Genomic DNA, 18,628 nt, shown 5'->3' on the forward strand with positions numbered 1-18,628 from the left:
CGGTCAGGCGTCCTGCTTGAGGTGGGGCGCCAGAATCGCGTGCAATTCGGGCCGATTCTGCGCGATCTCCGCCTCGGAAAGGCCTTCCAGCGAATGGGGGTATTTCAGCCAGGCATCGGTTTCGTGGATGAAATAATGCGGCGCCCAGCCCACCTCGTTACGATCAGGCTTGTAGTAGGGCACGGCAACGCGGATGTCGTGCGGCGTGTTCAGGCGCGCCCGCTGGCGCAGCTCGCCGATGATCGCTTCGACGGAACGGCCGGTATCGAAGACGTCGTCGACGATCAGCAGGGAATCTTCGTGGGTGACGTGTTTGACCAGATAGTTGAGGCCATGCACCCGGACCGTCTTACTCTGCTGATCAATGCCGTGGTAGGACGAGGTGCGGATGGCGATGTGGTCCGTCTCGACACCGTGGTAATCCAGGAACTCCTGCACCGCGATTCCAATCGGCGCACCACCGCGCCAGACGGCAATCATGAAGGTAGGACGGAAACCGGAGTTGAGAACCTGAGCCCCCAGCCGGAAGGCATCCTCCAGAAGGCTCTGCGCACTGATGTACTGTTTGTCTGCCATGGCACCACAACTGCTTGGATAATGGCGCCATAATCCCATTAAACCGCCGTTCGCGGCAAACCGTCAGTCGACCAGGACGTTGCTCCGACCGGGGGCTGGTGTCCGTTGGTGCCGACGATTAACCTATACGTCCCGGATGCGATACCATCCGGTCCTGATCCAATCCGCCATCATCGAGCCACCATGACCCAAACCACTCCGAAGCCCGCCCGTTCCCGTCGTTTCCTGCAGGAAGCCGACCTGATCGAAGACGCCTTCCGGTTGGGGGTCCAGGTGTTTGAAAGCGGATTCCGGCCCAACTTCATCGTCGGTCTGTGGCGGGGCGGCAGCGCCATCGGCATCTACGTACAGGAATGCCTGCAAACCCTGGGCGTGGCCACGGACCACATTGCCCTGCGCACCTCCTATCGCGGTATGCATGATTACGACGCCATGGTGGCCTCACCGCAGGAAAACATCCGCGTGCACGGTACCCACTATTTGCTGGACAACCTGAACCACGACGACCGCCTGCTGATCGTCGACGACGTGTTCAGCACCGGCTACAGCATCGCCGCCGTGCTGGAGCGACTCAACAGCCAGCTCAAACGCAACATCCCGCAGGACACCCGGATCGCCACGCTCTACCAGCGCCCGGGCGCGAACCGGACCGGGCTCAAACCGGATTTCTGCCAGCACACCTCGGAAGACTGGCTGGTGTTTCCCTACGAAATGAACGGCCTGAGCCGTGACGAGATCGACGCCCAGAAGCCCTTCCTCGGCGCCATCCTGGACAGTGTGAAGACTGGCGAGTAGCGATCCGGTTCAACACCCAACACGGCAGAGCGGAATCACAAACCACCCGCCTCTTGCCATATAGTCCATATGTAAACTATATTTGATTCACATGTGAACTGGATGGCCCGCCATGGATCAGCGACTCTTCTACCTGCTCAACAGCGCCCGCCAGCGCGTCTACAACTACGCCGACCAGCAGACCGAAAAGGGTCTCGATATCTCGGTGACCCAACTCGGCGCGCTGCTGCTGATTGCCGGCAATGAAGGCTGCCTACTGAAAGACGTGGCCCGCGGCCTGCACCTGAACAACTCCGCGCTGACCGGGCTGGCCAACCGGATGATCCAGCGGGAACTGATCGAACGCCGCCCCTGCGAAAAAGACGGCCGGGCCGGACGGCTCTACCTGACCGACCGCGGCCGCCAGAAGATCGAGGCCGCCAAGCCACTGATCCGCCAGTTTAACGACACCATGAGCGCCGGCTTCACCGCCGAGGAGATGCAGGTGGTCTACCGCTTCCTGAATCACCTGGTGGACGATTTCTGAGGCGAAGGGAGACATCACCATGAGCATTCACACGCCCTTCGGTACCGAGCGCCAGGACCTGGCTCTGGACACACCCGCCGGCTACCGAATCCAACTACGCCTGTTCGAGAGCCCGGACCCGCATGCCGTGGTCATCGTTGCCGGCGCGATGGGCGTCGGCCAACACTGCTACGAGAAGTTCGCCCGCTTCCTGCAGGCCGAGGGCTTCAGCGCCATCACCTTTGACTACGCCGGTACCGGTGCCTCGCTGGAGGGTGCCATGCGCGACTGCCCGGTGCGGATCACCGATTGGGGTGAACAGGATTGCCGCAGCGTGATCGAGTTTGCCCGCAACCGCCATCCCGGCCTGCCATGCCACTGGATCGGCCACAGCGTCGGCGGCCAGCTGCTGGGCATGACGCCGAACGTGAACGACCTGGATCAGGCCATTACGGTCGCCTGCGGCAGCGGCTACTGGTGGGAGAACTCTCCGCCCACCAAGCGCATCGCGTGGCTGCTCTGGTATTTGGTCGCTCCGGTGAGCGTAGCGACCGTGGGTTATTTCCCCGGCAACCGCCTGAAGATGGTCGGCGACCTGCCGCCCAACGTGATCCGCCAGTGGCGCCGCTGGTGCCTGGACCGGGAGTACGCCGTCGGCGCCGAAGGGCCGGCCATGCGCGAACGTTTTGCACAGGTGACGATTCCAATGACTGCGATAGCCTTCACCGACGATGAAATGATGTCCCGGCGCAATACCGAATCGCTCCACGGCTTTTACCGTAACGCGGACGTCACCATCCGGCGGATCGAGCCGGACGATATCGGCGAACGTCAGATCGGACATCTCGGCTGGTTCCGCGAGCGCTATCGAGAGTCCCTCTGGCAGGGCGTGCTGCTGCCTCTGCTCACGAAAGGTCCAGCGGCAGTGCCCGAATAAAAACCAACCTGTGCTACTGTTTCCGCGACACAATGACGCAGGACTACCGTGAAAACAGCAGCAACGACGCGCCTGAAAGTGGGTAGAATGGCCGCCATGGAGTGGCTTACACAATCCCAGACCGGTTTTCGCCAGGCATCCCGCTACCTGTTGACCATGCGTGTGGCTATCGTCGCCATGCAGCTGGTCACGCTGGCGGTCACCCAGGCGGTGGCCCCCAGTTTCTACAGTACCGAGGCGCTGCTGCTGTGCCTCGTTTACGGCGTGTTCACCACCCTGATCTGGCTCTGGTTCCGGCAGCGTCCACCGCGTCACGCGCTCACGGTCACCGCCACCCTCGTTTTCGACCTGGTCCTGATCGGCACCTGGCTGCTGAAGACCGGCGGCTACACCAACCCGTTAACCCCTGCGTTACTGCTGCCCATCGCCTTCGGCATCCTGCTGGTCCCGTTGCGCCACAGCATCGTACTGACAGGACTGACGATAACCGCCTATGCGGTGGAAATTCTCTGGCGCTCGCCGGTCCTGCCCAACGAAACCAACTCGCACCTGCCGGACCTGTACCTGCTCGGCATGTGGGTGGCCTTCTCGTTGACCGCCGGTATCCTCATGCTGGTGGTCGGCTCACTGGCCCGGCAGATCCGCGAACAGCAGGCGCAGCTGTCGGAAACCCGCGAGAGCCGCCTGCGGGACGAACAGATCATCGCTCTGGGTCTTTCCTCGGCCACGGTTGCTCATCGGCTGGGCACACCGCTGAACACCATGACGTTGCTGGTGGATGAAATGCGAGCGGAAGCCCCGCAGTTGGGGGATGACCTGAACATGCTGGAGGAACAGCTGCAGCTGTGTTCGGGCCACCTCAAGCAGCTGTCCACCGCCGCGATGCAGGTGCGGACAGCGCAGCTGGAAACCCTTACGGTGCAGGACTGGCTGGCGCGCCTGAGAGAGTCTGCCACGCTGCTCTGGCCGGCCAGCCGCATTGGATGGGAACAACCGTATCCCGAGGCGCGGGTCGCCGTGGACGCCACGCTGGATCAGGCTGTGCTCAACCTGGTCGCCAACGCCCTGACCGCCAGCCCGGAATGGGTCTCCATTGGCGCCCAGGTGACCGGGCCGGATGGGGTGGAGATTGTCGTTCGCGATCATGGCAAAGGGTTGGACATCAGCGAGCAGGGCAGCCCGGGCGATCACGTCGTCAAATCGGAGCGCGGCCTTGGCGTGGGCCTGTTCCTGTCCAATGCCACAATCCAGCGGCTGGGCGGGGCCCTCAAAGCCTTTACCACCGACGAGGGCACCACGATGATCATCGAACTGCCGCAAGCCGGGAAAGTCATAAGAGGAGAGTGAGATGAGCAAACCGCGTGACTGGCTTCTTGTCGACGACGATGTCGCTTTCCTGCAGGTCTTGCAACGCTCGCTGACCCGGCAGGGCATCCGCACCACCACCGCCAACACTGGCGAGCAGGCGCTGGACGCCCTGGCGGAGACCGACTTCGAGCGCTGCGTGCTAGATCTGAACCTCGCCGGCGAGAGCGGCCTGCAGTTGCTGCCCGAACTGCTCGTACGGCAGCCGGACCTGGAAGTGCTGGTGCTCACCGGCTACGGCAGTATCGCCACCGCCGTGGAAGCCATGCGGCGCGGCGCCATCAACTACCTTTGCAAGCCCATCACCGCCAGTCAGCTGATGGGCGGCTTTGAACCGGTGGCGGACGAGCCCAACCTGCGCATGGCGCCGCCGTCGGTGGAAGAAATGGAATGGGAACACATCCAGCGGGTCCTGAACGAACACGACGGCAACGTCTCCGCCACCGCCCGCGCGCTCAACATGCACCGGCGGACCCTGCAGCGGAAACTGCAGAAGCATTCGCGCTGGCGGGACTGAACCTCACAGCGTGAACTAGACGTTTTCGCCGCCACCGTTGATGAACGAGAACAGCTCCACGTCCGACCGCCGCTGCCAGCCCAGACGATGCCAGAAGGCTTCTCCCAGCGCGTTGGTCCGCAGGATCATGACGTGTGACTTGATAATCCCCGCCTGCTGCAACGCCTCAAGGCAATTGGCCACCAAACGGGAGGCAATGCCCTGGCGACGATGGTCCTCCGCAACCGCCAGATGCTGGATATACCCCCGTTTGCCATCATGGCCCGCCATGATCGTGCCGACGATGCGTCCGTCATCCAACGCCACCCAGCTCAATCCGGGATTACGCTCCAGATAGCGGGCGATGCCTTCCCGCGAGTCGGCATCGCGAAGCCGAACGCCGGCGGTGTCCTGCCAGAGCTGAATCGCGGCATTGTAATCGGCGATTGTCATGGGGCGGTATTGCACTGGAACATCCTTATCGCACCCAACAGGCACGGCGGGTCAACAGAAAAGGGAAAGATAGGCGATTACCGGACACACCGTATTGGCGGCTCGGGCTCCTGATCGACACCGCCAAACAGCGACCGCAAAGATCGCTCGCCCGTATCGCTGAAGGCGATCACTCGTGACCCCTCCAGCCGCGCCGCCCAACCCAGCTCTTCGATGCGAGACAGGAAGACCGCGCCCAATGCGCCGGCCAGATGATCGCGGCGTTCACTCCAGTCCAGGCAGGTCCGGCAAAAGGTACGACGGGACCGGGCAACCCGTTGAGTATCAATCCCCAGCCTGCGAAACCAGAGTTGGCCGTGGTCGGTCAAACGCAGCCCGTCTCCACCCTGTCGCAACACACCATTGCCCAGCATCCCGTCGTAAACATACACCCCCAGTTCCCCTGCCAGATGGTCATAACAGATGCGGGCCTTGCGCAGGGCCTGGTCCCGGGGCCCGGTGAGTGGTCGATGCCCTTCGGCAGGCGGGGTCATGCCCATGATGGACTCCAACAGGTGGGCGACGTCGGGCCCGGCCAGACGGAAATAGCGATGCCGCCCCTGTCGCTCGACCTGAACCAGCCCACTGTCGAGCAGTTTTGCCAGATGCGAGCTCATGGTCTGACGCGTGACGCCGGCGGCATCGGCCAGCTCGGTGGCCGTCAGGGCACGCCCCGCCATCAGAGTGGACAGGGCCGCTGCCCGGGCATTGTCCCCGATCAACGCCGCCAGCCGGACGATGTTGGGACCTTCAGCCATGCTTCGACCCAGCTCGAATTAACCGGGAGTGATGGGGTGATAGCGTTCGCATTAACCGTGACCTCCAGAGGAGCCCAACCATGAGTATGACCTGCATCATCCGCTATGAAATCGATCCGTTCCAGCGGGAAGCCTTTCGCCAGTATGCCGAAAACTGGGGTCAGATCATTCCCCGTTGCGGCGGCCATCTGGTGGGCTACTTCCTGCCCCATGAAGGCACCAATAACGTGGCCTGGGGCCTGATTGCCTTCGACAGCCTGGCGGCCTATGAAACCTATCGCGTGCGACTGAAAACCGATGAGATGGGGCGCGCCAATTTTGCCATCGCGCAGGAGCTTCGATTCATCGTAAAAGAAGAACGTACCTTTGTGGAGACCGTTGAAGGTACGCTGGGTATTCCGGCACAACTCCCGGGAGAGAGCCAATGATTGCCGTCATCTTTGAAGTCATGCCCCATGCCGAACACCGGCAGGCTTATCTGGATACCGCCGCCGCCCTGCGGTCTCATCTCGAAACCATCGACGGCTTCGTGTCGGTGGAGCGCTTCGAGAGCCTGACCCAACCCGGCAAATTGCTGTCGCTGTCCTTTTGGCGGGATGAGGAGGCCGTCAAGCAGTGGCGCAACCTGGACGTCCACCGCTCCGCACAGCGCCGCGGGCGGGGTCGCTATTTTGCGGACTACCGGTTGCGGGTGGCCGGCGTTATCCGGGATTACGGGATGACCGAAAGGGACGAGGCGCCGGGCGATTCCCGGCAGGTACATTAAGTGGATTAAGTCCGTACTAATGTCTCGACGTCCCCGAGCGCACCAGCACCCAAAAGGCCAGGGCTGCCATGGCCAGCTCCAGCATCAGGTAAGTGACCATGGTCTGACTGGCCACGCCGTCGATGACCAGTCCGACGCTTCGCCCGCCGGCCATGCCCAGCATCAGGATGACCACACCCAAAACGCCAAGCCGCAGCGTTTCCGTTTTCAGGGTCAGGATTAACAGCACGATTCCGATACCCAGGGACATGCCACCATAAGTCGCGCGCATGTCGGTCAGGCCAGTCGCCGAGGCTGGGATTTCACCGGTAACCATCCTGGATAGCGTTTCAGGCAATACGATGAATGCGATGCCATAAAGAGCGAATATGGCGGCATTCAAACGAACCAGCAGGGCATCAAGCGTCATACAGTCAGTCTTCTTTTTCTATGGGCCATCACCGGTGGCAGCGTCAATTGGGCGCATCCTCACAAAACCGCTTCAACTGCTGCAACACGTGCGCCCAGGCGAAGTTGTTGAAGCCCAGGAACTCGCTGCGCTCGTCGTAGTCGGTCTGGAAAAAATTCAGCGTGCACAGGCGGGTGGAGTCGAAACCGGGATAGGCGCGCAGCACCCGGGTGGCGGGGGTTTCGGCTTCGGTGATTTCAAAGATGAAGTGCGTGCCCGTCCAGGCGGACGCCGGGCTGCTCGGCGGGTGGCGGCTGATGCACTCCCATTCCACCCATTGATCCCGCACATCCACGACCACACGCATCTGGACCACGCCGTGCTCGGGCCCGGGATCGTGCTCCAGTATCACCCCGTTTGGCGTATGCTGCACCGTCTGCCGGTCCCACCATTCGCCGATCAGTTCCGGGTCGGTGAGGGCTTTGTAAATAAGGCGCGGGGGCGCTTCTATGGCGAGCTGGTGATGAACCTTCATGACCTCCCATTCCTCCTGGATGGCCTGATCACCGGTTCTGCCCAGGCTTTTCGACTGCTCACCGAAAAGCCGTTTGTCGCCAGCTCGCGTGTGTCACTGAATCCAGAAACCGGCAATGTCATCGTCCCGCAGCGCCATCTTGATCAGGTTGTCGTCTTTCTTCTCACTGTAGACAATCTTCCACAGGTATACCTTCAAACCGGCCTGATTCAGCGTGCCCAGGTAGGTCGTCTCGTAACCCGCCTGCAACGGACCGCCCAGGGCCTGTGCGACCGAATGGAACTGTTCTTTCTCCAGGGTCTGGCGGAAGTGCGCGTCGGCATGTTCGACGAAACCGGCGTAATCGTCGGCCGCGATGGCTTTTAACTGGCCATCGAGCAAGGCCTCTGTGGCGGCACTGGGCCGGCCGTCAGCAAGCGCACCGAACGAGACGAGCGCGAGGGCCAGGACGGCGATGCGGAATGAACGAATCATAGTCAGGAATCTCCTTTTCCGTTAGTCAATACCGAGACGACGGCCCCGGTTCTCCGATCACCTTAAACCAGACGGGGCACTAAATCCCCAACTGCAGCCCGATCTCGATCACCCGTCCCGCCGGAATCCGGTACAGCGAGGTCTCATGCAAGGTGTTGCGGACCATGAAGGCAAACATCCGGTCCCGCCAGGCCATCATACCGTCCTTCTTGCGGTCGGCGATGACCGAGGTGCGCCCCACGAAATAGGTGGTTTCGTTCAGGTCGATCGGCAGATTACGGTGCTCGATGCAGTAGGCCAGGTCCGACGGAATGTTGAAGCCCTGCATGAACCCGTAATTCAGGATGACCTCATAAAGTCCCTGGCCGCAATCCTTGATCTCCCAGCGCTCATCGTTGGACACCCGCGGATCCCGCGTCACGTTCACATGCACGATCACGATCTTCTCATGCAGCAGTTTATTGAGGTTCAGCAGCTGCATCATCGACCGGGGCACTTCCTCGGCCCGCGCCGTAAAGAACACCCCGGTGCCGGGCACACGGTGGGGCGGATCGTGTTCCAGCCGGCCCAGCAGTGTCTCGACGGAAACCGTGTTCGCCTCGTAGGATTGCACCAGCAATTCGCTGCCGCGCCGCCAGGTGACGATCACGGTGAAAATCGCCGCCCCCATCGCCACCGGGAACCAGCCGCCGCGGGGAATGGTTTCCGCATTGGCGCTCAGGAACGCCACGTCCACGCTCAGGAACACCAGCAGGAAGAAGCTTGCCTTGGCCAGGCTCCAGCCGCCGCGTTCCCGGGCCACATTGAAGGCGAGAATGGTCGTCACCAGCATGGTGGCGTTCACGCTGACGCCATAGGCAGCGGCCAACCCTTCGGAAGACTGGAAGGTCACCACCAGCGCCAGGGCGGCCGCCATCAGCAGCCAGTTAATGCCCGGCATGTAGATCTGGCCGTGGGAGTGTTCGGACGTCTGGTGCACCTGCAACCGCGGCACGAAACCCAGTTGCACGGCCTGTCGGGTCAACGAGAAGGCGCCGGTGATCACCGCCTGGGAAGCGATGATGGTTGCCGCCGTCGATAGCCCCACCAACGGGAACAACGCCCAGTCCGGCGCCAGATGGAAGAAGGGCTGCAGCGTGCCTTCAGGCTTGTCCAACAGCAACGCGCCCTGGCCAAAGTAGTTCAGCAGCAGGGCCGGCAGCACAAAACCGAACCAGACCACCCGGATCGGCGTCGGCCCGAAATGCCCCAGGTCCGCGTAGAGCGCTTCGCCACCGGTCACCACCAGGAACACACCGATCAACACCAGGAAACCGGGCAGCCGGTTTTCGATCATGAACTGGACCGCGTACCAGGGCACCACGGCCTTCAGGACTTCCGGGTGCGCCACGATGCTGTTGATACCCAACACCGCCAGCGTCAGGAACCAGGCCACCATGATTGGCCCGAACAGCGTGCCCACCTTGGCGGTACCGTGCTTTTGCACCGCAAACAGGATCACGAGGATGGTGACCGTGATCGGCAGCACGTAGCTCTCCAGCGACGGCGCCGCCACCTCCAAACCTTCCACGGCACTGAGCACGGAGATCGCCGGTGTCAGCATGGTGCCGCCATACAGCAGCCCGGCCCCGAACAGGCCCAGCAACACCAGCGTGCGGCGGGAACGGCTCTCCTGATTACGATCCGGCCGCAACAGGGCGAGCAGTGCGAAAATCCCGCCCTCGCCGTGGTTGTTGGCGCGCAGGATAAACACCATGTATTTCAGGGAGATCACAATGATCAGCGCCCAGAAAATCAGCGACAGGATGCCGAGAATATTGGCCTCGGTGATGGGGACCGGGCTCACCCCGCGAAAACATTCACGCAGCGCATAGATCGGGCTGGTGCCGATATCGCCATAGACGATCCCCAGCACCGCCAGCCCGACCGCCGCGCGGCCGGGCTTCGCAGCCTCTCCGGATTCAGCCATGCTCAGTCCTTGTGATACGAGAAGGTCGCCGGGGCTGATGCCCCCGGAATGCTTCTATAGCGTAGCAGTCGCCAGCACAGGTGATCGATCCGCAACATGACCGGATGGACCGGCCCCACCGAAAGATCCGGTTCTCATCTTTTCCAGCGACTGAGGCTATACTGTTCAGCGGCCGGAATCAGACCGCTGGCCACCGGGGGACGCGGGTTGTCCCGCAGTAACGAGGATGTCCCCTATGATGACGTTGACCCTGAGGGCCAAGGTGCTCGCTGCGCTGTTGCTGAGCAGCCTGGGCGCCGTGCTGGTGGTGGCCCTGGTCACACCCTGGCTGATGGAACACCGATTCCTGGGCCAGGCCCGCAACACACACTTCGACCACTTTACCCACCTGATCGAGCGCTACCAGCAGATGCCCGGGGCGTTGCCCTGGGGCAGTCGCGATGCCGCGCTGGATCTGTACCACCGTATTATCGAAGTGGACAAGGCCAGGCACTCACAACGCCAGGCACAGGGCCCAGCCGGTCGAAGGCCGCCGCCAGGCTTTCCGCCCCCGCCCGGTTTCGGGCCACCCGGCCGGCAACAGGGCGACCCCTTTGCCTCACAGGACATGCGATTCGTGCTGGCCGACACTGAAGGCTACGTCTTCCATCCGTTCTTCGACTACCAGGCCGGCCAGAAGCTGACCTGGCTGGAGCGCCTGCGGGCCGATGAGTTGACGCTCAACGGCCAACCGGTGGGCTACGCGTTGGCCGCCGGCACGGCACCGGAGACCGGCCTCGACGACAGCTACCGCACGCTGCTTTACCAGAGCCTCGCCGTCGCCGGCGGTGTCGCGCTGGTGCTCTCGTTCCTGGTGGCGTTTTTCCTGACCCGGCCGATGCTGCGCCAGTTGCGTCACCTGAGCAACGCCGTCCACGGAATGGAACCGGGTACCCGGAGCGAGCCGATCACCGTCTCAGGCCGGGATGAAATCGCCACACTGGCCCACGCCTTCAACCGGATGAGCGACGATCTCACTGACCAGTACCAGGCCCTGCAGTCCTCCAACGCCACCATCGCCCGGCAGGCCCAGACCCTGGAAAAGCTGAGCTACACCGATGAGCTGACCGGCCTGTACAACCGCCGCTACTTCAACGAACAGTTCGACCATTGGTTCGGCGAGTGCCGGCGCGAGGGGCGCCAGCTGGCCCTGATCATCATCGACGTCGACCACTTCAAACGCATCAACGACAACTTCTCCCACCAGACCGGCGACGCCGTGCTGCAACAGATCGCCCGCCTGCTGCGCGAGTGTGTGCGCAGCCACGACATCCTGGCCCGCTTCGGTGGGGAAGAGCTGATCCTGCTGATGCCGGACACGTCTTTGGAGAAGGCGGAAGAGATTGCCGAACGCATGCGCCGGCATATCGAAGAGCACAGCTGGCACCAGATCGCCGTCGGCCTGCAGGTCACCGCCAGCTTTGGCCTGACCAGCCTGCAGACCACGCAGCACGACATGCTGCGGATCGCCGACGAACAGCTTTACCGGGCCAAGGAAGGTGGCCGTAATAGCGTTTGCGTGGCCTGACGGCCGATTCGGCCCGGAACGTCATTTGCCTTTAGCAAAGAAGGTCTCGTGCTTGCGGAACGGGCCGGTGTTGTTTGTGGGCTCAAAGGCACGTAACCCGTCGACATGGCTCAGTTCTTCCACCATCTGGCGGTTGAACGGGGAGTTGGTTTTGTCGGCAATGAAATCGTGCCAGTCGACCCAGCGAGCCTCGGCAATTTCCTCCGGATCCTGGATCGCGATGTCTTCGGTTAACGGCGCCAACCGACACACGAAATAGACGTTCGACTTGCCGAACCGGAACGGGTGGCGGGTCGTGAAGCCCACAATCGAGAGAAAGCGGGCCCGAATACCGGTCTCTTCCCAGACTTCCCGCACCACGGAATCCTCAATCCGCTCCCCCAGCTCCACATGCCCACCGGGCAGCTTGAAGCCGGTCATGCCCTGTTCCCGGATCACCAGGATCTGGCCCCGATCGTTGGTGATGATCGCCCCGGCTCCCACCGTGTGGGTCGGGATAAACGGCACGAAAGTTGTCGTCGGCGCCTTCAGTATCAGCGTCAGCTCATCTTCCTGACAGTTATGGAACACGAACCCCAGCTCCGTCGCCACCGCGATCAGGTGCGAACGTCGGATCGACAGCGTCAGCCAGACGATGTTCTTCGACTCACGGCGCGAGAACGTCACGATCTCCTGCAGGGCGTCGCGAAACGCCCCGGTTTCAGCGGGCATGGCGTCGGATTGGATGATGACGCCGTTGAAGGGGTCGAGTTCGAACGTCAAAGCGTTACCTTGCGATGTAATGAGACAGTGAAAGCGTGCGGTGGCCGACCGCGATGGAGACGAATTCAGAGTCTGCGAGGCGGCCAACGCCTTCGACTGTAGCGAAAACCAACCGCTCAAGCCATGACGAGCGGTAAGCCCCTGACAACCACCCTCGGTCGTCAAGATACCCAGATTGGGCACAACCATACCCAAATTGGGTAAACAGCATCACCATTGACACAGGTAAAACGATCACTTTACCCTGTCAAACATGGATATTAAGACAAAGCTCATCACAGCCGCCGAACAACTCTTCGATCGACACGGGTTCACCGCCACCGGGATGGACCGGCTGACGAAGGCCGCCGGGTTTTCGAGTCGGACGGTCTACAAGCATGTCGGCAGCAAGGCCGCACTCTCGGCCCTGGTGCTTTCCGAGCGCGAGCGCCGTTTTATGCACTATCTCGACGTTCACAGCGTGGATGCGCTCTTTGCCGCCCTGGAAGACTGGGTGCGGGAGGAGGGCTCGCGCGGTTGCCTGTTCCTTCGCGCCTATAGCGAGACCGGGGGCGACACGCCGGAAATTGCCGAGACCGTGACCGCGCACAAGGCCGCGTTCAGAAGCCACATTGCCAACGTGGTTGAGCAGGATGTCGGGAAGGCCGGCGGCGACGCATTGACCGACCAGATCCTGGTGCTCTTCGAGGGCGCCACGGCTGCATCCGTCTATCGGGGGCCGGAAGCCATTGTGGCGGCCCGACAAGCGGCGGCGCTCCTGATCGAACAGGTGCGGCCATGAGTCCGGCATTACGCCTCGGCATCGTCGGCTTCAGCCTGATTGGCGTCTGCTACGGCTTTGCGCGCTTTGCCTTTGGCCTGTTCCTCCCGGAGATTGATGCCGAACTGGCGCTCGGCCCCGCCCTCTCGGGTGTCATTTCTGGCGGCTCGTTTCTGGGTTACTGCCTTGCGATTGTCGGGTCGGCCTACCTGACCGAACGGATCGGCGCGCGGGCCGTCGCCGTCAGTGCCGCTCTGGTGGCGGCCGTGGGCATGGCGGGCATCGCAATGGCACCCAACGCCTTCTGGCTCGCCAGCGCCGTCATGCTGGCCGGCTCCAGCACCGGTCTGGCCTCCCCACCGATGGCGGCCGCGGTCGCCGCCGCGGTGCGCCGGGACCGGCAGGATAAAACCAATTCGACGATCAACGCCGGTACCAGCGTTGGCGTAGCGCTGTCCGGACCGGTCGCCCTGGCGATTGGCGGCCAGTGGCGCTTGGCGTTTGCCGCCTTTGCAGCAGCGGCGCTTGTACTGGCAATTGCCACCGCTCGCTGTGTGCCCTCGGCCACAAGCCGTTCGGCGACCGCCAGCGTCCTTCCGCCCATCAACGACGACGTCGCCCGACTGATTATGGCTGCTTTCATCATGGGCGCCGCCAGCACCGCCATCTGGTCCTTTGGCGGGCAACTGGCCACGCTCCGGCTGGGCTGGGGCACCACCGGCATCGGCCTGCTCTGGATCGCGATCGGCGCGGCCGGGATCGCCGGGGCCGGGGCCGGTTCGCTGGTTGGACGCTTCGGCATTGACCGGGTCCACTGGGGCTTCCTGGGCGCCATGGCGGTGAGTATTCTCGCCGTGGGTTCGGGCCTGGCGACACCGGGCACGACAATCGCGGGTGGCGCCCTGTTCGGTGCCGCCTACGTGATGCTGACCGGGGTCTACCTGATCTGGGGCGTCACGGCCCTGTCAGACCGGCCGGCCACCGGGTTGATGGTTGGATTTCTTACCATCGCTATCGGCCAGACCGCCGGGGCACCGCTGTTCGGGCTGCTGCTGGACGCGCTCGGCCCCAACGTCGCGGCGATGATCTTTGCCGGTATCGCGATGACCGCGGGGCTGGCCAGGGTCAATAGACGGGTGCCTCAGCCGCAGTGACCGGAAGCTTCTCAGTAGCCCCGAGACGGCATAACCCGATTCAATAACGACCGCCCATCCTTCAGGCGGCGATAGTTTTCCAAAATCTGTGGAGCGACGGACACCGGATCGGTCAGGCTGGAGCAGTGGGGTGTCAGCCGTATTTTTTCATGGCGCCAGAAGGGATGACTCTCGGGGAGAGGTTCCTGCCGGAAGACGTCGAGGCGGGCGCCCCGCAACGTGCCCTCGTCGAGCGCGGCCAGCAGGTCGTCGTCGACCAGGTGTTCTCCACGGGCAACGTTCACCAGACACGCGCCGGCCGGGAGTTTGCGCAGGTTGTCCAGATTGAGAATATCGCGGGTTTCATTCGTCAAGGGCAGCAGACAGACGAGTACATCGGTCTGTGACAGAAAAGCGTCCAGCTGCTCAGATCCGGCATAGGCCGTAATGCCCTCGATCGATTTCGGTGTCCGGGACCAGCCGATTACGTTGAAGCCCAGCCTCGAAAGACGAATCGCCGAATACTCACCCAACTGCCCCAGGCCCATCATGCCGACCGTCGTGTCGCCAATCGGCCTCGGCGCCCGCGGCTGCCACAGCGCCTGTTCCTGCTGGGCTCGGTAGGCAGCGAAGTCCCGGAAGTAAACCATCACCGCCGCGCAGACATACTCGAACATCGACTGCGCCAGTTGCGGATCGACCAGTCGAATGACCGGCACGCCTTCAGGCAACTGCGGGTCGCTCAACACATGATCCACGCCGGCCCCCATGGAACAGATGCAACGGAGATTCGGGTAGTCCCGCAGTACGCCTTCGGGATGATTCCAGCACAGGGCGAAGGTTACGTCGGCTTTGCGGGCCTCGTTGGGATAGACCTGGATGTCGAGCGCCGGATCCAGGCTTTTCAGGGCGCTAATCCACGGTTCGGGATCTTTATCGGGGGCAATGATGAGGATCGTCATGGGTTCCTTGTCCTTTCCCGGTGTACCGGCCTTCAAAGGCATCAGCCAATATCCGCACCTGCCAAGCGCTGTTTCTGCGCTCGCACGGCCTCTGTCAGAAAATCCATCAGCGCGTGAATCCGCACGACGCCCCGCAGATCCGGATGCATCAGGAACCACAGGCCGTATTGCAGCTCGGGGATGGGGCTGGTGAGTTGCACGATGTCCGGATCGTCGTCGGCCAGGTAGCAGGGCAGAACGGCCAGCCCCATGCCCGAACGCACGGCACTCAGAATGCTCACCAGCGTATCCACACGGTAGATGCAGGACGCCTTCAGGGCGTGTTTTTCCATCCAGGGGTCCAGCGCGGAATCCGTCAGGCGGGGCCCGGCGCCGATCCAGGGCTGAGAGACCAGGGACTCGACGGGCGCCCCGGGCGTCAGCCCCAGACTGCGGTGCCCGTAGACGGCCTGGCCGATGGTGGTCAGCGGTCGGCCGATCAGGTTCTCGGGCGGGCGGTTGGACGGGCGAATGGCCACGTCCGCCTCCCGGCGCGTCAGGTTGAACAACTGGTTGGACACGGCCACATCCAGCACGATGCCCGGATAGCGATGCCGGAACTCCGTGAACAACGGCGCCAGCAGACCCATCAGCAGGGAATCGGTGGTGGTGGTCCAGATCTCTCCCGTCGGCTCCAGATCGCGCCCCGCCACTTTGCGTTCCGCCGCCAGGGCGGCTTCGTCCATCACCCGGGCCGTGTCGGCCAGCTCCTCACCCGCCAGGGTGGGTTGGTAACCGGCCCGGCTGCGCTCAAACAGCGCCACCCCCAACCGCCGCTCGATCTCGCCCAACCGCCGGAACACCGTCGCGTGACTGACGCCCAGGGTGCGCGAGGCGCCGGATAGCGAGCCCGCCGTCGCAATGGCCAGGACGAGCTCAAAGTCGTTCCAGGCCAGGGCGCTGCGTGTTTTCTGCGCTGTGGATGCTGCCGGCTTGCTGGATTCACCTGTTCGTTTTTGCAAAGTAAACACTCACGTTTATGGAATGTTGTGCAACAGAGAACAAGGTTAGCATTTTCCTGAATCCACGGGATAACCATCGCCCCCTGATTGGGGCAGCGTTAAGGAGGTCACACGATGATGGTTTCAGGACAAGCACCCTACATGCCCGGCCGCCTGGTCACGCGTCAGGATCACCCCGGTGAGGAGAGGGAATCACTCAAGGAGAGCATTTCGCCCCGATACCGCGACGGACTGGGCGGTATTGATCTGGAGCGGGTCAAACGGGATCAGCGCCGCGCCCGGCGAGAGGTCTTCCGGGCCCTGATCCGGCGCTTGAAATGAGCGGAGGCCAGCGAAGTCGACCAGGAAGCAAACCGGGATGACGCGGAGGAAGCCCGACGTCCCGGTTTGCCGTTACCTCAATGCCCGATAAAGCCCCTCACTGATGCTCCAGGTGGGGTTTGACCTACCGACGTGTGGCTTGATCACGTTGCAGGACGGCCACCGCGTTTTCGTCATTCGCCGCTACGATCGCACCGCCGACGGCAAACGCCATCAATGGGACCCGATGCAGGCCCTCGGGATCCGCAATGACGCGTCCGATTCCAAGTACGACTTAGCCAGTTACTCCGAAGTGCTGGCGCTGACGAAAGAGCGCTGCGGTACGGCGATAGCCGCACGATTGCTGGATCGCCTGGTGTTTTCCTACCTGGTCGGCAACGACGACCATCACCTCAAGAGCATCAGCTTTGTCCTGGGCCAACCGATCGTCCTCGCGCCCGCCTACGACGTCCTCGCCGCCAGTCTTTACAATCAGGGCGGCCGGGCGATGGCGCTCAAATTCTTCCCGGACCGGGAACCGACTTACCACGCTGAAATGGGCAATGGCCATTACTCCGGATCGGATTTCGTCGAGCTGGCTTCGAGTGCAGGTCTGGGAGAGAAGGCTGCCGCCAGCCGTATTCGCCGGTTGGCTGGATGGGTGGAAAAGGCCGCGCCGGATTTGATTCGATCGAGTTACCTGCCGGACGAGATGAAAGCTCGGTACCAGTCTCTGGTTTCGGAAAGGCTTCAGTTTATTGGGGTTATTTGAGGGAGTGAGAAACGCCCGGTACCCGGGAGGAAACCCAAGGCCCGCTAACTGGCCTTATTATGGAGCATCCATTTGCTCATAAATTACGCCCAACTCGATCAATAAAACATAAATTAGGTATACAACAGCAACGTATGCATACAAGTGGTTGCCTGGATAGGAATAAACAGGAGTGGGGCTTTGAAGAGAAGTCGCTCCATGCTCTTTGCCGTTGATGGTCGTCCTAATCTTTAGAAGTCCAGAACAAACCACAACCACTTGTTAACTGTTGCCAAGCCGAACCTCATACTCATTTGCATTAAACCGCCACTCATACCATGGCTCCCTTTCAACATACCCACCGAAGGTGAATTGATCATCCTCATGTATTATGTGTTCGAGACTCTCTACGGGAATTTTTCCTAAATATGCGACTGATTCGCCGACACCAACATATTTTAAAGCTTCTTCATTTTTAAGGCCGAAAAACGATATTTCGTAGCTATCCAAAGTTCCTGAAAATCTCGAGTGCGCTGGATGGCTAGGTAACAAAATCCCCTTTCTAAAATAAACTATGACGACATCATCTTTGCGTGCGACATCAACAACCTCTGCCCCGTCAAAATCTATATCTTCGAGATGTTCTCTAAATTTCATAAGACAGTTACCGCCGGGCTCACGCGCCGGTTTGGAGCCGTGAAGCGGGGGAAGTCCACGTCGCTGTGACTGGCCTTGTCATGCATTTACCATTGGACCAAAACGTCTTGAACTTTTAGTGTCTCCGAGTCAAATCCAATCGCCCAAAACACTTTGATATCGCTCTTACTGTATTTTGCCTTCCATAACGTTAACTTGGAACCATTTCTCGGCAGGCAATCTATAGGCTCAATGCTTTCCAACGCCCCCATTTCACTCTCTATATCTCGACACATATCCAGATACATGTCCTCAGTGATCTTTCCATCATCATTCGGGTCTTTAGGCGGCGCCGACATTTCTTGGAGTTCCTGATAGCTCCTTCCATCATGTAGCTTGATCAGTCGCTCAGCCAGCTCAGTTTCACGATCGGTAACCATGTGACTTGTCCTCCTTGATTGCATAACGAGGCTGTAGGAAGACCCTCGCCCTTTTTAAGATGGCGCTCCTACGTAAAATCTGGGTGTATTTTCGATGTTGAGTGCCCCAGATTTTAAGAATAGGCGCTATTTTTAGTTTTTGCTTGACCAGTTTCGGGTCAAAAAAATCTCCTGACCTTTTTCTACAGCCTCAACGCTTGCAGCATGCGCGCCCATGTAATGAAGCCGAAGGCGCAATGCAATGGGCGTCGCCGTGCCTG

General features: G+C 61.4%; 24 protein-coding genes. 12 read left to right on the forward strand and 12 right to left on the reverse strand.

Going from position 1 to position 18,628, the window contains the following annotated elements; genetic code table 11:
- Positions 1-3: 3 nt before the first annotated feature.
- The gene (locus tag JL474_RS10490) at positions 4-576 is read right to left on the reverse strand and encodes a phosphoribosyltransferase (protein WP_203142038.1); all 573 of its coding nucleotides are present in this window, start codon (positions 574-576) and stop codon (positions 4-6) included.
- Between the two features lie 183 nt (positions 577-759).
- On the opposite strand from JL474_RS10490, the gene JL474_RS10495 reads away from it, so the two are divergent.
- From JL474_RS10495 to JL474_RS10515, 5 genes are all read left to right on the forward strand, one after another.
- Positions 760-1,371 carry a phosphoribosyltransferase gene (locus JL474_RS10495; protein WP_203142039.1) on the forward strand — a complete coding sequence of 204 codons (612 nt, stop codon included), beginning with the start codon at positions 760-762 and terminating at the stop codon, positions 1,369-1,371.
- 112 nt (positions 1,372-1,483) lie between these two features.
- Complete coding sequence (locus JL474_RS10500) at positions 1,484-1,897, forward strand: MarR family winged helix-turn-helix transcriptional regulator (protein ID WP_203142040.1); 414 nt, start codon at positions 1,484-1,486, stop codon at positions 1,895-1,897.
- A 19-nt stretch (positions 1,898-1,916) separates the two neighbouring features.
- Entirely contained in the window at positions 1,917-2,813 is an 897-nt protein-coding gene (locus JL474_RS10505) for an alpha/beta hydrolase family protein (RefSeq protein WP_203142041.1), read from the forward strand.
- Between the two features lie 48 nt (positions 2,814-2,861).
- Positions 2,862-4,160 (forward strand): sensor histidine kinase, encoded by a 1,299-nt coding sequence (locus tag JL474_RS10510; RefSeq protein WP_328797810.1) that lies wholly within the window; start codon positions 2,862-2,864, stop codon positions 4,158-4,160.
- A gap of 1 nt (position 4,161) precedes the next feature.
- Positions 4,162-4,695 (forward strand): response regulator transcription factor, encoded by a 534-nt coding sequence (locus JL474_RS10515; RefSeq protein ID WP_203142042.1) that lies wholly within the window; start codon positions 4,162-4,164, stop codon positions 4,693-4,695.
- 15 nt (positions 4,696-4,710) lie between these two features.
- Here JL474_RS10515 and JL474_RS10520 read toward each other — a convergent pair whose 3' ends face one another.
- Positions 4,711-5,127 carry a GNAT family N-acetyltransferase gene (locus JL474_RS10520; RefSeq protein ID WP_203142043.1) on the reverse strand — a complete coding sequence of 139 codons (417 nt, stop codon included), beginning with the start codon at positions 5,125-5,127 and terminating at the stop codon, positions 4,711-4,713.
- Between the two features lie 77 nt (positions 5,128-5,204).
- The gene (locus JL474_RS10525; RefSeq protein ID WP_203142044.1) at positions 5,205-5,924 is read right to left on the reverse strand and encodes an ArsR/SmtB family transcription factor; all 720 of its coding nucleotides are present in this window, start codon (positions 5,922-5,924) and stop codon (positions 5,205-5,207) included.
- Between the two features lie 80 nt (positions 5,925-6,004).
- Here JL474_RS10525 and JL474_RS10530 point away from each other — a divergent pair, with 80 nt between their 5' ends.
- Positions 6,005-6,352, forward strand: coding sequence for an NIPSNAP family protein (locus tag JL474_RS10530; protein ID WP_203142045.1), 348 nt, complete (start codon positions 6,005-6,007; stop codon positions 6,350-6,352).
- Complete coding sequence (locus JL474_RS10535; protein ID WP_203142046.1) at positions 6,349-6,690, forward strand: antibiotic biosynthesis monooxygenase family protein; 342 nt, start codon at positions 6,349-6,351, stop codon at positions 6,688-6,690. Before JL474_RS10530 ends, JL474_RS10535 begins: the two co-directional genes overlap by 4 nt.
- Before the next feature lie 16 nt (positions 6,691-6,706).
- Here the strand turns inward: JL474_RS10535 and JL474_RS10540 are convergent, their stop codons facing one another.
- From JL474_RS10540 to JL474_RS10555, 4 genes are all read right to left on the reverse strand, one after another.
- Entirely contained in the window at positions 6,707-7,099 is a 393-nt protein-coding gene (locus JL474_RS10540; protein ID WP_203142047.1) for a DUF4345 family protein, read from the reverse strand.
- Between the two features lie 43 nt (positions 7,100-7,142).
- A complete protein-coding gene (locus JL474_RS10545; protein ID WP_203142048.1) occupies positions 7,143-7,613 on the reverse strand; it encodes an SRPBCC family protein in 471 nt (156 codons plus the stop codon).
- 93 nt (positions 7,614-7,706) lie between these two features.
- Positions 7,707-8,087, reverse strand: coding sequence for a hypothetical protein (locus JL474_RS10550; RefSeq protein ID WP_203142049.1), 381 nt, complete (start codon positions 8,085-8,087; stop codon positions 7,707-7,709).
- A 79-nt stretch (positions 8,088-8,166) separates the two neighbouring features.
- Positions 8,167-10,056, reverse strand: coding sequence for a potassium transporter Kup (locus JL474_RS10555; protein ID WP_203142050.1), 1,890 nt, complete (start codon positions 10,054-10,056; stop codon positions 8,167-8,169).
- 235 nt (positions 10,057-10,291) lie between these two features.
- Here JL474_RS10555 and JL474_RS10560 point away from each other — a divergent pair, with 235 nt between their 5' ends.
- Positions 10,292-11,623 (forward strand): GGDEF domain-containing protein, encoded by a 1,332-nt coding sequence (locus JL474_RS10560; protein ID WP_203142051.1) that lies wholly within the window; start codon positions 10,292-10,294, stop codon positions 11,621-11,623.
- Positions 11,624-11,644: 21 nt separating this feature from the next.
- On the opposite strand, the gene JL474_RS10565 is transcribed toward JL474_RS10560, so the two are convergent.
- Entirely contained in the window at positions 11,645-12,385 is a 741-nt protein-coding gene (locus JL474_RS10565) for an NUDIX hydrolase (protein WP_203142052.1), read from the reverse strand.
- 253 nt (positions 12,386-12,638) lie between these two features.
- On the opposite strand from JL474_RS10565, the gene JL474_RS10570 reads away from it, so the two are divergent.
- Both JL474_RS10570 and JL474_RS10575 read left to right on the forward strand, forming a co-directional pair.
- Complete coding sequence (locus tag JL474_RS10570) at positions 12,639-13,166, forward strand: TetR/AcrR family transcriptional regulator (protein WP_203142053.1); 528 nt, start codon at positions 12,639-12,641, stop codon at positions 13,164-13,166.
- Complete coding sequence (locus tag JL474_RS10575; protein ID WP_203142054.1) at positions 13,163-14,299, forward strand: MFS transporter; 1,137 nt, start codon at positions 13,163-13,165, stop codon at positions 14,297-14,299. The genes JL474_RS10570 and JL474_RS10575 overlap by 4 nt, the downstream gene beginning before the upstream one ends.
- A gap of 11 nt (positions 14,300-14,310) precedes the next feature.
- Here the strand turns inward: JL474_RS10575 and JL474_RS10580 are convergent, their stop codons facing one another.
- A complete protein-coding gene (locus JL474_RS10580) occupies positions 14,311-15,240 on the reverse strand; it encodes a 2-hydroxyacid dehydrogenase (protein ID WP_203142055.1) in 930 nt (309 codons plus the stop codon).
- A 41-nt stretch (positions 15,241-15,281) separates the two neighbouring features.
- Positions 15,282-16,241: a LysR family transcriptional regulator gene (locus JL474_RS10585; RefSeq protein ID WP_203142056.1), complete on the reverse strand. Its 960-nt coding sequence runs from the start codon at positions 16,239-16,241 to the stop codon at positions 15,282-15,284.
- A gap of 114 nt (positions 16,242-16,355) precedes the next feature.
- Here JL474_RS10585 and JL474_RS10590 point away from each other — a divergent pair, with 114 nt between their 5' ends.
- Together JL474_RS10590 and JL474_RS10595 are read left to right on the forward strand one after the other, a co-directional pair.
- Positions 16,356-16,562 carry a hypothetical protein gene (locus JL474_RS10590; protein ID WP_203142057.1) on the forward strand — a complete coding sequence of 69 codons (207 nt, stop codon included), beginning with the start codon at positions 16,356-16,358 and terminating at the stop codon, positions 16,560-16,562.
- A 103-nt stretch (positions 16,563-16,665) separates the two neighbouring features.
- Positions 16,666-17,313 carry a HipA domain-containing protein gene (locus tag JL474_RS10595; RefSeq protein WP_268890289.1) on the forward strand — a complete coding sequence of 216 codons (648 nt, stop codon included), beginning with the start codon at positions 16,666-16,668 and terminating at the stop codon, positions 17,311-17,313.
- A gap of 261 nt (positions 17,314-17,574) precedes the next feature.
- On the opposite strand, the gene JL474_RS10600 is transcribed toward JL474_RS10595, so the two are convergent.
- The gene (locus JL474_RS10600; protein WP_203142059.1) at positions 17,575-17,949 is read right to left on the reverse strand and encodes a hypothetical protein; all 375 of its coding nucleotides are present in this window, start codon (positions 17,947-17,949) and stop codon (positions 17,575-17,577) included.
- An 86-nt stretch (positions 17,950-18,035) separates the two neighbouring features.
- A complete protein-coding gene (locus tag JL474_RS10605) occupies positions 18,036-18,368 on the reverse strand; it encodes a hypothetical protein (RefSeq protein WP_203142060.1) in 333 nt (110 codons plus the stop codon).
- Positions 18,369-18,628: the final 260 nt, after the last annotated feature.

Source organism: Marinobacter mangrovi, assembly GCF_016798325.1.
GTDB lineage: Bacteria > Pseudomonadota > Gammaproteobacteria > Pseudomonadales > Oleiphilaceae > Marinobacter_A > Marinobacter_A mangrovi.

Coding starts and splice junctions, on each gene's coding strand:
- JL474_RS10555 (WP_203142050.1), bottom strand. CDS start 10,056: ATGGCTGAATCCGGAGAGGCTGCGAAGCCCGGCCGCGCGGCGGTCGGG.
- JL474_RS10495 (WP_203142039.1), top strand. CDS start 760: ATGACCCAAACCACTCCGAAGCCCGCCCGTTCCCGTCGTTTCCTGCAG.
- JL474_RS10570 (WP_203142053.1), top strand. CDS start 12,639: ATGGATATTAAGACAAAGCTCATCACAGCCGCCGAACAACTCTTCGAT.
- JL474_RS10505 (WP_203142041.1), top strand. CDS start 1,917: ATGAGCATTCACACGCCCTTCGGTACCGAGCGCCAGGACCTGGCTCTG.
- JL474_RS10490 (WP_203142038.1), bottom strand. CDS start 576: ATGGCAGACAAACAGTACATCAGTGCGCAGAGCCTTCTGGAGGATGCC.
- JL474_RS10575 (WP_203142054.1), top strand. CDS start 13,163: ATGAGTCCGGCATTACGCCTCGGCATCGTCGGCTTCAGCCTGATTGGC.
- JL474_RS10580 (WP_203142055.1), bottom strand. CDS start 15,240: ATGACGATCCTCATCATTGCCCCCGATAAAGATCCCGAACCGTGGATT.
- JL474_RS10500 (WP_203142040.1), top strand. CDS start 1,484: ATGGATCAGCGACTCTTCTACCTGCTCAACAGCGCCCGCCAGCGCGTC.
- JL474_RS10530 (WP_203142045.1), top strand. CDS start 6,005: ATGAGTATGACCTGCATCATCCGCTATGAAATCGATCCGTTCCAGCGG.
- JL474_RS10535 (WP_203142046.1), top strand. CDS start 6,349: ATGATTGCCGTCATCTTTGAAGTCATGCCCCATGCCGAACACCGGCAG.
- JL474_RS10560 (WP_203142051.1), top strand. CDS start 10,292: ATGATGACGTTGACCCTGAGGGCCAAGGTGCTCGCTGCGCTGTTGCTG.
- JL474_RS10525 (WP_203142044.1), bottom strand. CDS start 5,924: ATGGCTGAAGGTCCCAACATCGTCCGGCTGGCGGCGTTGATCGGGGAC.
- JL474_RS10550 (WP_203142049.1), bottom strand. CDS start 8,087: ATGATTCGTTCATTCCGCATCGCCGTCCTGGCCCTCGCGCTCGTCTCG.
- JL474_RS10600 (WP_203142059.1), bottom strand. CDS start 17,949: ATGAAATTTAGAGAACATCTCGAAGATATAGATTTTGACGGGGCAGAG.
- JL474_RS10540 (WP_203142047.1), bottom strand. CDS start 7,099: ATGACGCTTGATGCCCTGCTGGTTCGTTTGAATGCCGCCATATTCGCT.
- JL474_RS10605 (WP_203142060.1), bottom strand. CDS start 18,368: ATGGTTACCGATCGTGAAACTGAGCTGGCTGAGCGACTGATCAAGCTA.
- JL474_RS10520 (WP_203142043.1), bottom strand. CDS start 5,127: ATGACAATCGCCGATTACAATGCCGCGATTCAGCTCTGGCAGGACACC.
- JL474_RS10545 (WP_203142048.1), bottom strand. CDS start 7,613: ATGAAGGTTCATCACCAGCTCGCCATAGAAGCGCCCCCGCGCCTTATT.
- JL474_RS10515 (WP_203142042.1), top strand. CDS start 4,162: ATGAGCAAACCGCGTGACTGGCTTCTTGTCGACGACGATGTCGCTTTC.
- JL474_RS10590 (WP_203142057.1), top strand. CDS start 16,356: ATGATGGTTTCAGGACAAGCACCCTACATGCCCGGCCGCCTGGTCACG.
- JL474_RS10595 (WP_268890289.1), top strand. CDS start 16,666: ATGCTCCAGGTGGGGTTTGACCTACCGACGTGTGGCTTGATCACGTTG.